Here is a 13940-nt window from a genome sequence, read left to right on the forward strand (position 1 = left end):
GCTTAGGCTTCTTCTAACGGCGATTTATAACCGTCAGGTTTGATAGCCAGTAAGTCGCAATTAATGCTATCGATAACATGCTCTGCGGTATTACCAATCAATGCCGCTGAAAATCCGGTGCGGCCGACTGTGCCTAAGATCACCAATTCGGCATCGAGTTTTTCAGCAAGCTCAGGGATCACATCCTCAGGCAGGCCTTCTTTTACATGGCAATGGTTTGGATTAATGCCGTATGCATTAGCGAGATAACTTACGCGCTGCTCATGCTGCATGCGAATGGTTTCGTTATAGGATTGGGCATCAAAATCTGGTAATTCAATGGCTAGGTTTACCGGTGTGCCGGGATAACCATTAACTAAATGCACTTCGGCAGAGAATTTATCTGCCAAATCTTTTGCGTGCTCAATGATTTTACCGTTAAGCATTTGATGATCGGTATCTTCGGTCGCCACATTCACAGCGCAAAGGATTTTACCCGCCGCTGGCCAGTCATGGGCTTTCACCATCAACACTGGCACAGGCGCTTTACGCATTAAATGCCAATCGGTTGGGGTGAAGATCACCGCTTTGAGTTTGTCGTGGGCATGGGTGCCTTTAACAATCAAATCGTATTGCCCTGAAATTGCATGATTAATAATGCTTTCGAAGGGGCGGTTATGCCAAATGACTTGGGTATCGATATTGAGTTGCAGATGAGCGTAAGCGGCGAGTAAGTCTTGGATCCAAGCGAGACGTTGATCTATGACGCCTTGGCGCATGGCTTCGCGCTCTTGATTCGACAGAATCGAAGTCATCTCATAAGAAAAGTCGAAGATAGAAAGAAACACAGTGACTTGAGCATTGCATTTACTGGCCAAGGTTACCGCTCGAGCGAGGGCAACTTGATTCTCTGTGGTAGGGTCAACCACAACCAGTATTTTTTGATAATCCTTCATGGGAGGTTCCTTTAGTCATAGGCTCAATATCATCATGAGCCTTTGGCAGTTAGCTGTATTGTTCTAGATCAAACTCAATTGAAATTGATTAAAACTCGCTTAAAAATCATGCCTTAATCTGCATGACATGTCTAGCCAGCCGCGTTTTTTCAACTGAATTGTTCTTGCAATCTATAGCAAGGAATTAGCGCCTAATACTTTTGCACTTAACTATTATGTTTCACTCAACTTTCTTGCAGAAAACACGCTTGCGGTGAACTATCTCGCTATGCGCGAATTACCCGCTAACAGATTCAGCTCTTGTGAGTCGAGGATAGTAATATACTTACCCTTAACCTCAATTAAGCCTGATTTTTGGAAACGCCCAAGTAAACGACTGATGGTCTCTACGGTTAAACCGAGATAATTACCAATGTCACCGCGGGTCATGGTTAAGCGGAATTCCTTTGGCGAAAAGCCACGGCTACCAAAACGATTAGCCAGATTGCTGATAAATGCAGCCAGGCGTTCTTCGGCATTTTTCTTGCTGAGTAGCAGGATCATTTCTTGATCGCTCATGATCTCATTGCTCATCAGGCGCATGATCTGCTGACGCAATTTAGGCATAGTGCCTGAAAGTTCATCGAGGATATTAAAGGGGATCTCACAGACCATGGAGGTTTCGAGGGCCTGTGCAAAACTCTGGTGCAACTGGGCGTGGATACCGTCAAAACCAATCACATCACCCGCTAAATGGAAGCCAGTTATTTGCTCATCGCCTTGCTCGGTAATCGTATAACTTTTGATGGTGCCAGAGCGGATCGCAAACAGGGATTTTAACGCATCACCCGATTTAAAAATTTGCTCGCCTTTTTGGATCGGCTTTTTACGCTCAATAATATCATCGAGCTGATCTAGCTCACTTGCATTGAGGGTAAAAGGAATACAAAGGGTACCCATACTGCAATCGTGACAATGGATTGTGCATCCGCTAGCGGCAGGACGACGATTCTTATTTTGTTCAATTGTCATGTTGATTCTCAAGTTTATCCACTGCAGCCATGTTAAACCAATTCACGCACTTGGGCTAGTTTAGCTGCGCGAGTGCGATATATAAAGTTTGACCACCAAACGCAATTAACAGTAAGCCGCTTAATAGTCTAACGGTTTTCTGTTGCACCCAAGCGGCAAGGCGTTTTGCCGCCACGCCTGCACTTAATAGGGCGGGTAAGGTGCCTAAGCCAAAGGCCAACATAATCAAGGCACCTTGGCTAGCAGAGCCAGATGCAACCGACCAAGTTAAGGTGCTATAAACGAGTCCGCAGGGCAGCCAGCCCCAAATAAATCCCGCCATGACTGCTTGGCTTGGACTTTTGATAGGCACAAGCCGTTGCGCTATGGGTTTTAAATACTGCCATAACCATTGACCGACGCGCTCAATCTGCACGATTCCGACCCAAATTTTGGCGATATACAGCCCCGTTGCGATCATCATCAATCCAGCGATGATGCGCAGCACAATCAGATAGGTATCCAGTTCAAATAAGTGACCAAGACCTGCCGCCGAAGCGCCCACTAAGGCGCCCGCTAAGGTGTAACTCAAAATACGCCCAAGATTGTAACTCAGTAAATATTTAAGCTGATGGGCCAGCTGGTTACCTATTTTAGGATGAGGGATTTGGGCGGAAAAAGCGCCCACTAAACCGCCACACATACCAAAGCAATGTGCAGCACCCATGAGACCTACAAGAAAAGCGCCGGTGACATTGTACTCCATCACTGCGAACTCAATCACAGAGGCATGCCTTTTTCTTGTGCAGCTTCGGCTTCCTCTTTCTCAGGCACGGGATGGCTATTTGGTTTAACAGTGTCTTCGTCGAATAATATCGACACACTTTGGCGATCTAAATCGTCAAATTGCTCGGATTTGACTGCCCAGAAAAAGACCATTACAGCAATCGCGACAAAGATCATGGCAATGGGGATAAGCACATAAATAATTTCCATAATGACCTCTTATGATTCTGATTTAACTCTTATTATGGTTACACTTTAACCCGTAATAATCTCAGGCTATTACCGACCACAATCAAAGAACTCGCCGACATGCCAATGGCGGCGATATAAGGTGCCACATGGCCAGTAACGGCTAAGGGCAAGATTAGGGCGTTGTAACCCAGCGCCCACGCTAAATTTTGTCTGATAATCTGTGTCGTCAGTTTCGCAACGGCAACCGCTTGGGTAAAGCGGGACAGATGATCCCCCAATAAAATTAAATCGGCACTGTTTTTTGCGATAGCACTGCCGCTGCCCATGGCCACCGACAAATCAGCCCCAGCAAGCACAGGTGCATCGTTGATGCCATCGCCAAACATTGCAACCCTTGTATGCTGTTGTAACCGAGTCACTAGGGCAAGCTTATCTGCAGGCGTCAAGCCGCTGTGTACATCGTCAATCCCCAACTCTTTTGCCAATTGATGAACATGCCCTGAGCTATCGCCACTGGCAATACTGATGCGGCAACCTAGCTGCTTTAACGTCGCAACTGTGGCTTTGCTGTCTTGGCGAATATTGTCTTGAATTTCAAAGCTTGCCAGTACTTCAAGCTGATTATTGCATGAACGTGCTAACCAAATCTTTTGGGTCGGGTCACTACTATCAATACTCGCGCCAGTAAATGCCGCATTACCAATTATGTAGTCAGTGTCATCAATACGGCCACGGACGCCAAAACCGACTTGATGGTGAACCTCTTCGGCAACAAGCGCATTATCGGTAAACTCGGCAAATGCGGCGGCAATTGGGTGGCGAGACCCTGTTTCCAGCGCTGCGGCAATGGCTAAGGCTTGCATCTTGGTTAAATCAGCCATGCACTGCGTTGCCCCAATAGAGAGGGTACCACAGGTGAGGGTGCCGGTTTTATCAAAGACAACATGCTTGACCAGCGGCAGTTTTTCAAACACACCGGCTTTGCGAGTAATAATCCCAAGGCGAGTAAAAATAGCCGTCGCGCAGGTGACGGCAGTTGGTGTGGCAAGTGCTAAGGCGCAAGGACAGGTAGCAACTAGAACCGATAGCGTTACCCAAAAGGCATCTTCTGGGGATATCTGCTGCCAAACCAAATAGGTGATTGTCGCTATGGTTAGGATTGTGCCCGAGAAATAACGGGATAATTTATCGGCTAAGAGCGCAATTGCAGGTTTTGTATTGGATGCAAGCTCTTGTAGTCGAATAATCTCAGCCACGAGTTGGTCTTGCCCTAGTGCAGTGACGCTGACTTTGATGGGTTGGTCGACGTTGATAGTGCCTGCGTAAACTTGGCTAGCAAGAGTTTTTTCAATCGGCATTTGCTCGCCAGTGAGCATAGCTTCATTGATGCTAGTGTGACCTTCAATCACTACGCCATCGGCAGCTACCATTTCACCAGGTTTAACGAGGATCACATCATTGAGGCGTAACTTTTTGGCGGGAACTTCTTCCTGACTATTGTCGTTCACTAAGTGCGCCGTGAGTGGCACTAACTTATGCAAATTACTTGAGCTAACCGAGGCCTTTTGCCTGGCTTTTTGTTCGAAGTAGCGCCCGAGTAACAGGAAGAAGGTAAACATGGACACAGATTCAAAATACACTTCGCCGGTGCCATTGACTGTGGCAAAACAGCTGGCTACGTATGCGCCGCCAATCGCAATGGAGACTGAGACATCCATATTGAGTTTGCCGCTGAGCAGGGTACGAATAGCACTGAAATAGAAGGGCTGCGCCGAGTAAAGCACTACGGGGGTAGCAAAAATCATGCTGACCCAGCGGAAATAGTCTCGATATTGCACATCTAAATCGGTGAAGTAGCCGGTATAGAGGGCGAGGGCGAACATCATCACTTGCATGGTCGAAAAGCCGGCTAAGCCTAGACGCAGTAAAAACTTTCGACTATTGAGTTTATTGTTGAGCTCTTGCTCATCGACTTGGTAGGGTGCGGCTTGATAACCAATACGGCTAATTTGCCCGAGAATATCGCTGAGTCTTACCGTGCGTTTATCCCAACTGATCATGGCGCGTTGGGTGGTCGAGTTAACCAGTACTTGGCTCACACCCGTTAGTTGTTTCACTTTGTGCTCAATCAACCAAGCACAGGCCGCGCAGGTGATACCATCAATAGAGAGTGACACTGACTCGACATTATCTTCAGAATGGACAAAGTCTTGCTGCACTTCAGGCAAGTCATAGGCGCTAAATTGCGTTAAGGCTTCGGGGACGAGTGCGTTCTGTTTACTGCCAGGCTCAGTGCGGAACTTGTAATAACTGAGTAATCCCGCATCCACAATCGCCTGAGAAACCGCCTGGCAACCAGGGCAACACATCAGTTCATCACGATCATTAATGCGAGTCACAAACTGCTGGCCCGTCAGCACGGGCTCTTGGCAGTGAAAACAACTTGGATGTGTCATAGCAATTCTTATTTAACTAAATCAATTCAACCACAATCAGTTCAGCCAAAGTTGGACATGATCTTTTAATTCAACGCGTTGGTGAATGCGCCATTTGCCATCGTAACTTTCCAGACGCACTTCCCAAGGGCCGATCAGTGTGGCAGGCACGGTAATGCGATACACATTACTGGCATCGGCTGTAGCGGTGAGCTTGATGTCTCTGTCGGCAATGGTTGGATGGTAGAACTCGACTTTCAGCGCTGCTTGAGAAGCGGGACCACCTTGTTGCGTCAGTAGAATTTCATTATTAGTTTGTTCGAGTAAAAAATTCATGCCTATTTGTTTGGCATACTTTACTTTACTTAAGTCCATATTAATGGCTTTGCCATCTTTGTAGTAATCCTCGGCGACTAAAGAGTCCGAGTTCGTAAGGGCAATTTTTAGTGTGGTAAAACTTGCGACGACGGCACATAAAGGAAGAATAATTAAAAACCAAGGCCAGAACTGCTTATACCAGGCTTGTTGTTCGCTCATGTCAGATACCCATTCAAAAAATTTGCGCCATTTTACCGTTAAAAGACGGTTTTAGCACTTTAAAAAAAAGGCCTCGAAGTCTTCGAGGCCTTAGCATTACTCACATCTAATTACTTGTTTGACAAGCTATAAACATAAGCTGCGATCACGTGAACTTTCTCTTCACCGAGAACGTCTTTCCAGGCTGGCATGACACCAGCACGGCCGTGTTTGATCGTTTCTTCGATCACGCCGCGGCTACCGCCATATAACCAAACATCGTCAGTTAAATTCGGAGCACCCATGAACTTGTTGCCTTTAGCGTCCATACCATGACACGCGAAACAACCTTTCATGAATGAGCCTTGACCTTGAGCGGCGAGTGTTTCATCGTGTTCACGACCAGACAATTTAACAACGTATTCAGCTAAACCCGCAATTTCGCTGTCATCGATTGGCAAACCACCTTTTGGCGGCATCATGCCATGACGACCACCCATGATAGTGGTTTTAATCGTGGCTAAGTCGCCACCATATAACCAGTCACCATCGGTGAGATTAGGGAAGCCTTTGCTACCACGTGCGTCAGAGCCGTGGCACTGTGCGCAGTTTTGTAGGAACAAACGGCCGCCCACTTTTAATGCCTCTTGGTTTTTCACTAATTCTTCTAGTGGTGTAGCCAAGTAAGCCGCGAAGATTGGGCCATATTTTTCATCAGCGTGTTTTACTTCTTGGTCATACTGAACATAACGGCCTTCTTTTGCGGCAAGCTCAATGGCTGCGGCAGAGTCGGCTTTAATACCTTGCTCAGTACCAATGCTTTGGTTAGAACTGGTCCAGCCTAAAAGGCCTTTGTAGTTACCTAAACCAGGAAATAAGGCTAGATAGATCAAGCCAAACACGATAGTGATATAGAACATATAACTCCACCATTTTGGTAGTGGGTTATTGAGTTCTTCAATACCGTCGAAACTGTGACCCATGGATTCGCCTTCTTTTACGTCCGTGGTGTTCTTAGAACACACACGCAGTAATAGAAAACATCCCGCGATCACAATTAACGAGAGTACGCTAATCCAAACACTCCAGAAGCTACTCATCACTTATTCTCTCCTGAGTCCTTCGATACCTTGCTGACTTCCTCATCGGAAAACACAAGGTTAGCTGCTTCATCAAAAGATTTTTGACGACGCGAGCTATATGCCCAAGCAAATATACCGACGAAGGTCAGCATCACAATGATGGTTAAAATGCCTTGTAATGTGCCGTAATCCATATATTGCCTCCTTATTTGAGTGCGTGACCCAAAGACTGAAGATATGCAATCAAGGCTTCCAGCTCTGTCTTACCTGCAACAGCTTGCTGTGCGCCTGCGATTTCTTCATCGGTATAAAGATCATTACCTTTGTAACCGCCTTTATGCATGTTACGTAGGATAGTCATCTTATCGCCCGTCAGTTCGCCGTCTAACTTGTTTTCGGCTAACCATGGGAACCCTGGCATATTCGATTGAGGTACTACAGCACGAGGATCGATTAAGTGAACTTCATGCCATTTATCGCTGTAACGACCGCCAACACGGGCAAGATCAGGACCTGTACGCTTAGAACCCCATTGGAATGGATGATCCCAAACCGATTCACCCGCGACAGAGTAGTGACCATAACGTTCAGTTTCTGCACGCAAAGGACGGATCATCTGGCTGTGACAGTTATAACAACCTTCACGAACATAGATGTCACGGCCTTCAATTTGCAGAGCAGTGTATGGCTTTAAACCTTCCACAGGCTCAGTCGTATCTTTTTGAAAAATCAACGGTGTGATTTCAACGAGACTACCGAAACTGATAGCGATAACGGTAAAGATCGCTAACAAACCGATGTTTTTTTCAACTATCTCATGATTAAATTTCATCGAGTTTGCTCCTTTAAGCCGCTGTTGGTTCTGCCAATGCTGGCAATGAATCTTTAGAGGCTTTCACAGTACGGATCACGTTGTATGCCATGATCAGCATACCGGTTAAGAAGAAACAACCGCCAAGGAAACGTACAAAGTAGAAAGGATATGAAGCTTCAAGACTTTCAACAAAGCTATAAGTCAAAGTACCGTCAGCATTCACTGCGCGCCACATTAGACCTTGCATTACACCTGAAATCCACATAGATACGATGTAAAGCACAGTACCAATAGTCGCTAACCAGAAATGGACGTTGACTAACTTGATGCTGTACATGCGGCCGTGGCCGAACAATACAGGGATCAAGTGATACAGAGAACCAATAGACACCATTGCAACCCAGCCTAGCGCGCCGGAATGAACGTGACCGATAGTCCAGTCTGTATAATGTGATAATGCGTTAACTGTCTTAATTGCCATCATCGGGCCTTCGAAGGTAGACATACCGTAGAAAGACAGAGAAACGACTAAGAAACGCAATACAGGGTCAGTACGCAGTTTATGCCAAGCACCAGACAAGGTCATGATACCGTTAATCATACCGCCCCAAGAAGGTGCGAATAGGATCAGTGACATCACCATACCTAAAGACTGAGTCCAGTCAGGTAAAGCTGTGTAATGTAAGTGGTGAGGACCAGCCCAAATATACAGTGCGATCAAAGCCCAAAAATGGACGATAGATAGACGGTAAGAGTACACAGGACGACCCGCTTGCTTAGGTACGAAGTAATACATCATCCCCAAGAAGCCTGCGGTTAATAAGAAACCTACCGCATTGTGACCATACCACCACTGCACCATAGCATCGACAGCGCCGCTATACAGAGAGTATGACTTGAACAGACTGACTGGTACTGCCATAGAGTTAACTATGTGTAGTACAGCAACGGTAATAATAAAGGCACCAAAGAACCAGTTCGCCACATAAATATGCGAAGTCGTTCGTTTGATAATAGTACCGAAGAACACAATAGCGTAGGACACCCAAACGATAGTAATTGCGATATCGATAGGCCATTCCAATTCAGCGTATTCTTTACCTTGAGTGAAACCCATTGGTAAAGTGATAGCTGCTGACAGAATGATGGCTTGCCATCCCCAAAACGTAAATGCGGCTAACTTAGGTGCAAATAGTCGGGTTTGACAGGTGCGTTGTACGACATAATAGGATGTTGCAAAAAGGGCTGATGTACCGAACGCGAAGATCACAGCATTGGTGTGTAATGGTCGCAAGCGACTATACGTTAACCAAGGAGTGTCAAAGTTCAGCTGAGGCCAGATTAACTGAGCCGCAATTAATACGCCGACTGACATACCAACAATACCCCACAAAACTGTGGTTAAGGCAAATTGGCGGACAATGGCGTAATTGTAATCAGCGCCTGTTGGCTGGGAATGGTTCATCATAATGCTTCCACTGCTTATTACTTTTACTTTTAGTAAAGACAAGCTTTACCTGTTATAAAATGACATAAAACTCAGCTTCCCTATTAAGGTTGCTGAGCTATGTCAATGCGTTACCCTGCATATTTTTGCTCAAATATGAGGTTTCGCAATGATACTTGAGCAATATCAAAAAAGATACCAAAGAAGGGGTGTAGAAAGTTGATCTAGATCAACCTACGCCATAGAATGTTAACATATTGCGTCATAAGGTTAATCTTTGTGCTAAATCGTCCTAATCTCTATTTATTCATCGCGTTAATTCTCATCAATCTCACAGCTTGTACTGAAGATGCTAAGCAAGTCACACATAAAAGCAGCTCTGATCCTTCTCTCTGTCAATTTTCGGCAGGGGATTGCGTTAAACAAGTGGACGATATCAAACTCTCTATTAGCCTATCGCCAGCGAATGCCCCGAGCGAAAAGCCATTAACATTAAGGCTGTTAGCTTCAACGCCTATCAAAAATGTGCAAATTCGTTTAGAAGGAAGAGATATGTTTATGGGGGTTATTCCTGTAAATGTGAAGCAAACCGATGAAATGACCTATATTGGTCAGATGGTATATGGCTCCTGTAGCAGTGGTTATATGGTTTGGCGCGGTTTTGTAAGTTTTGAAGTAAATGGCGAAACCAAAGCGACAGTGTTTGATTTTCTTGCGGATAACAATGGTTAAGACTGGCTAGATATTTATTCGAATCGTCCTCAGCGTATTATTAGAGAGTGTTAACTCGGGTGATTAAGGATTAACTATCTTTCCAACTGTCTTTTACTTTGACAAAAATATCCACATTATCAATAAAGAGCTGTAATAAGTGCGGGTCAAAGTGTTTCGCAGCGCCTTTACGCATTTCAGCTAACACTTCTTCTAAAGGCCAGGCCGTTTTATAACAGCGGGCATGGGAAAGTGCATCAAATACATCTGCAATGGCAACAATGCGCGCGAAAATGTGAATTTCGTCTTGTTTTAAATTGGCAGGATAGCCAGAACCATCATATTTTTCATGGTGTTGTAGTGCAATAATTGATGCCGCCTTTAGTATGGGTCGCTCAGAATTTGCCAAAATCTGATGGCCAATTGTAGGGTGCTGACGCATGACTTTCCATTCTTCATCATCTAACTTGCCAGGTTTGAGCAGAACCGCATCGGGGATCGCTATCTTACCTATGTCATGCATAGGTGAAGCACGGCGTAGTAAATCAGCTTCGTATTCAGGTAAACCAGCGAGTAAGGCCAACTGAGAGCAATATTCTGCCATACGTTTCACATGGTTTGCGGCTTCTTTTGAGCGGCTTTCAACCACATCCCCTAAACGTAGAATGAGTTCAGACTGGGTATCTTCGACTTCTTGATTGAGCAGTAAATTTTCAAATGCAACGCCGACGTTGATAGCAAAAATATCAATAAGTTTCTTGTCAAGATCATCAATTTTATCGATACCATCCATATACAGTAGATTGATTAACCCGCTTTTTGTGGGGAAGTAACCGATAAAGCAATTGTCTTCATACAGGCAGCGTTTTTGCGTGATCGCACTGCGCAGTAAGCGGTCGATATGCTCTGGTAATTGAGTAATATGGGATTTATTTGAGAATTGGCCTGTGCCTGCGAGGATTTCTATGTTCACAGGATCCAGATGACCGCTTATGGCATCAATGGCATTACACGTTAGCAATAAGGTTTCAGAATCCAGATTGAGTAGGGTGGCGACTTGAGTTAGCAGACCATCTGCAAATTTATGCAGGGTGCGCAGCTCAAATAATCCAGATGTAGCTTCTAGCACCCTTTCTAGCCCTTTACGGTGATTTATTTGGGTGCGCCTTGCTTGTTCAATTTCCATAATATCGCGGTAAGAACGTAGGGCAGAGTAGACGCTGGTCATCAGTTTACGGGAATCGAGTTCAGCTTTGGCTTTGTAATCATTAATATCATAATTAACGATAACGTCTTCTTCAGGTGCTTGACCTGGCTGGCCTGTACGCAGGATTAGTCGAGTGGTTTTATTTTGCAGTTCTTCGCGGATCCATTTTACTAATTCTAAGCCCGCATGATCACTCTCCATCACAACATCAATAAAGGCGATGGCGATATCATGTTCCTGATTCATCAACTCTTTTGCTTGTTCGGCACTGTAGGCATTGATAAAAGTAAGCGGGCGGCCATCGAGTTTAAAGCGGGAGAGGGCAAGCTTAGTGACGGTATGAACATCAGGTTCATCATCGACCACTAATACCTTCCAAGGGATACCTGATGCAGTTGTCTCGGTAAGCTTTTTACCGGAAAACAGCGGATTTTTCTTTGCAAGATCAATCAGCATTCGATACCTCATTCAAATAAAAATAATGATCACATAATCAGTGTAGTAGACACATTTCAATGCAGTGCAAATTCTTACATTAAATAGCGAGGTGAGTGGCAAACCTTAAATTGAGTTATTGATAACAGTTATCATTTGTGTATTCTGTTCATATCACACACTGAATTAGCGGGTAAGGGCATGAGCCACCAAATTAATTTGTCGATTTCAACGCATAAACTGGCACAGCTTATACATGATGGGCACCTCTGTGCGGCAGATTTTAGGTGCTTGGATAGTCAGTCTAAACAGCAAGTGTGGCAGTTATGCTTAATTTGTTGTCAAAAGCGTATTACATGCCAGAAATGTACATTGTCCAGTTGTACTCAAAATCTGACCCTAGTTGATGCCGATAAATAACGTTATCGGCATTTGCGTTTAAGTATTATCATATCAGAAACCCTTATAATTCAGATGCAATATGCAACTTCCTCCCGTAATCCCGTTATTTGACTCATTTGAATTCATACAAGTTGGCAATAGTGTCGTTAACCAATATATCACCCAAATTAGCATGAAAAAGGTGGCCGATGCGGGTTTAGTGATTGAGCACGCCAGTGATTGGTTGTTTGAGCAAAAGCATAACGAAAACAACTATAAAGCCTATCGCAGCGAGCTCACTACATTTCTTCATTGGTGTTTTGATGTGGTTTCAATGTCGCCTATAGAAGTCACTCGCAAAGACATGAGCCATTACGTGGATTACTGCCAAGCGCCGCCCATAGCACTAATTGGCTATTTTAATGTGCCACAATTCAAGCTCGATAAAATGCGTGATGAACGGGTTCCAAACCCACAGTGGCGGCCATTTGTCGGTAAAAAGCGACTCGGGCAAATCCAGCCTTATGCGTTAAGTGACAATGCGTTAAAAACGAAAATGGCCATTTTGTCTTCGTTTTACTCGTACCTGACAAGTGAAGAATATTGTGAGCGTAATCCGGCACAAATTTGGCTGAATCACAGTCGATTCGCGGCCAATCGGCAATATCAGCGTCAACATCATGAAGATGATAACAGTCTCGCATTCACTGAATTACAGTGGTCATACATTATGGCGACCGTAACTGCGCTGGCAGAAGCATCGCCAGAATTACATCAAAGAAGCTTATTTCTGATTTCATTGATTTATTGTTGCTATTTACGTATCTCAGATGTGTCTGCACGCGCAGGTTATTCACCGGTGATGGATCAGTTTAAGCACAATCAACAAACGGGTATTTGGAGTTTTCATATTCCATTGAGCAAAGGTGGTAAAAGGCGCAGCGTGGCAATCTCAAAAGCTTTACTCGACGCCTTAGTCAAATACCGCCAGTTTCTAGGCTTAACGGATTATCCAAGGCCAAACGAGAACCATCCACTGTTTGTGCGGCACAAAGCTGCTGGTCGTGGTCGAGATGTAGGCATCCTCAATGCCAATCTCGGTATTCGCCAAGTCCGCGATGAAATTCAAAGTATTATCAATCTGGCAGCAGAAAGTATCGAAGCCGATGGCTTTGCACAAGACGCCGCGCAGATGCGCAAACTTACAGCCCATAATATTCGTCACACAGGCATCACACACGATATCAATATTAACCGCAGACCGTTATCCCACGTACAAGCCGACGCTGGCCATGAGAGCATTGACACCACGTCACAGTATTTGCACACAAGCCAAATCGAACGCCATGAAAGTGCATACAATAAACCAATCGACCATTTAAAAGGCATCGAGTAACTCAGCCCTAAGTTATATTGAGTCCTAAATATAAGCACATAAGAGAAGGTTCTTATATGCCCGAGATCCTTATTCTGAGTGCACACGTGTTCGTGGTCACACAGAATGAGAATCTCAGGCAGCCGTAATTGAACTTATTCAATGACTTGATGGTTTAACAAAATAACAACATTGCCATTCAAGTTGAGATTTTTGAACATTTTTGCCACCTAAATTGAGATTTATTTTTCATATTAAAATCAATGATTTGGTGGTAATTTTGTGCATTATTTACCGCCAATCTATTTATTTTCCACAAATCAAATATCAAGTCAACGCATATCGGATTGCTTCAAGGTTTCTACTTACATATGTTGTAGGTGTGGTAAGTGAGCCGCCGACAATGCAGGCGTATATTTAAAAATCTAAACGAATTGAAATTTGCGCGGATAAAACGCCATGATTTAAATCGTATCTGAGTGCGGAGGTCTGCTAGATATATTTGTAACGGATATTGGGTGCTGGACGATATTGCTTTAATGAGTTAAGCAATGGGGATAATAAGTGAGATTTATATGAATGGCTTTCAGCTTAAAACCCACATCATTACCGATGACGAATGTGGGTTTTAACC

General features: G+C 44.6%; 14 protein-coding genes. 3 read left to right on the forward strand and 11 right to left on the reverse strand.

The genetic code is table 11. The annotated features are described in order from the left end of the window. Positions 1-2: 2 nt before the first annotated feature. The 10 genes from uspE to ccoN all read right to left on the reverse strand — a co-directional run bounded on the left by uspE (position 3) and on the right by ccoN (position 9218). Complete coding sequence (gene uspE, locus K5Q99_RS07215; protein WP_106650460.1) at positions 3-935, reverse strand: universal stress protein UspE; 933 nt, start codon at positions 933-935, stop codon at positions 3-5. Positions 936-1193: 258 nt separating this feature from the next. Then, positions 1194-1946: an electron transport transcriptional regulator EtrA gene (gene etrA, locus K5Q99_RS07220; protein WP_006081599.1), complete on the reverse strand. Its 753-nt coding sequence runs from the start codon at positions 1944-1946 to the stop codon at positions 1194-1196. A 55-nt stretch (positions 1947-2001) separates the two neighbouring features. Beyond that, positions 2002-2694, reverse strand: coding sequence for a sulfite exporter TauE/SafE family protein (locus tag K5Q99_RS07225; RefSeq protein ID WP_220776466.1), 693 nt, complete (start codon positions 2692-2694; stop codon positions 2002-2004). Between the two features lie 11 nt (positions 2695-2705). After that, a complete protein-coding gene (gene ccoS / locus K5Q99_RS07230) occupies positions 2706-2921 on the reverse strand; it encodes a cbb3-type cytochrome oxidase assembly protein CcoS (protein WP_220776461.1) in 216 nt (71 codons plus the stop codon). A 38-nt stretch (positions 2922-2959) separates the two neighbouring features. Beyond that, positions 2960-5359, reverse strand: a complete 2400-nt coding sequence (locus K5Q99_RS07235) for a heavy metal translocating P-type ATPase (RefSeq protein ID WP_220776462.1) — start codon at positions 5357-5359, stop codon at positions 2960-2962. 36 nt (positions 5360-5395) lie between these two features. Further along, entirely contained in the window at positions 5396-5875 is a 480-nt protein-coding gene (locus tag K5Q99_RS07240; RefSeq protein WP_006087158.1) for a FixH family protein, read from the reverse strand. Between the two features lie 110 nt (positions 5876-5985). Next, positions 5986-6954, reverse strand: coding sequence for a cytochrome-c oxidase, cbb3-type subunit III (gene ccoP, locus K5Q99_RS07245; protein WP_006087157.1), 969 nt, complete (start codon positions 6952-6954; stop codon positions 5986-5988). After that, positions 6954-7130, reverse strand: a complete 177-nt coding sequence (locus tag K5Q99_RS07250; RefSeq protein ID WP_006081605.1) for a CcoQ/FixQ family Cbb3-type cytochrome c oxidase assembly chaperone — start codon at positions 7128-7130, stop codon at positions 6954-6956. The genes ccoP and K5Q99_RS07250 overlap by 1 nt, the downstream gene beginning before the upstream one ends. 11 nt (positions 7131-7141) lie before the next feature. Continuing rightward, entirely contained in the window at positions 7142-7768 is a 627-nt protein-coding gene (gene ccoO / locus K5Q99_RS07255; RefSeq protein WP_006087156.1) for a cytochrome-c oxidase, cbb3-type subunit II, read from the reverse strand. 13 nt (positions 7769-7781) lie between these two features. Beyond that, the gene (gene ccoN, locus K5Q99_RS07260) at positions 7782-9218 is read right to left on the reverse strand and encodes a cytochrome-c oxidase, cbb3-type subunit I (RefSeq protein WP_006081607.1); all 1437 of its coding nucleotides are present in this window, start codon (positions 9216-9218) and stop codon (positions 7782-7784) included. Between the two features lie 258 nt (positions 9219-9476). Here ccoN and K5Q99_RS07265 point away from each other — a divergent pair, with 258 nt between their 5' ends. Beyond that, positions 9477-9929, forward strand: a complete 453-nt coding sequence (locus tag K5Q99_RS07265; RefSeq protein WP_246604412.1) for a hypothetical protein — start codon at positions 9477-9479, stop codon at positions 9927-9929. Between the two features lie 70 nt (positions 9930-9999). Here K5Q99_RS07265 and K5Q99_RS07270 read toward each other — a convergent pair whose 3' ends face one another. Further along, positions 10000-11571, reverse strand: a complete 1572-nt coding sequence (locus K5Q99_RS07270; RefSeq protein WP_220592937.1) for a DUF3369 domain-containing protein — start codon at positions 11569-11571, stop codon at positions 10000-10002. A 180-nt stretch (positions 11572-11751) separates the two neighbouring features. On the opposite strand from K5Q99_RS07270, the gene K5Q99_RS22415 reads away from it, so the two are divergent. Together K5Q99_RS22415 and K5Q99_RS07275 are read left to right on the forward strand one after the other, a co-directional pair. Further along, the gene (locus K5Q99_RS22415; RefSeq protein WP_106650466.1) at positions 11752-11970 is read left to right on the forward strand and encodes a hypothetical protein; all 219 of its coding nucleotides are present in this window, start codon (positions 11752-11754) and stop codon (positions 11968-11970) included. Between the two features lie 61 nt (positions 11971-12031). Then, the gene (locus K5Q99_RS07275) at positions 12032-13327 is read left to right on the forward strand and encodes a tyrosine-type recombinase/integrase (RefSeq protein WP_220776464.1); all 1296 of its coding nucleotides are present in this window, start codon (positions 12032-12034) and stop codon (positions 13325-13327) included. The last annotated feature ends 613 nt before the right edge of the window (positions 13328-13940 follow it).

The sequence above is a fragment of the Shewanella hafniensis genome, assembly GCF_019655335.1.
Classification (GTDB): Bacteria; Pseudomonadota; Gammaproteobacteria; order Enterobacterales; family Shewanellaceae; genus Shewanella; species Shewanella hafniensis.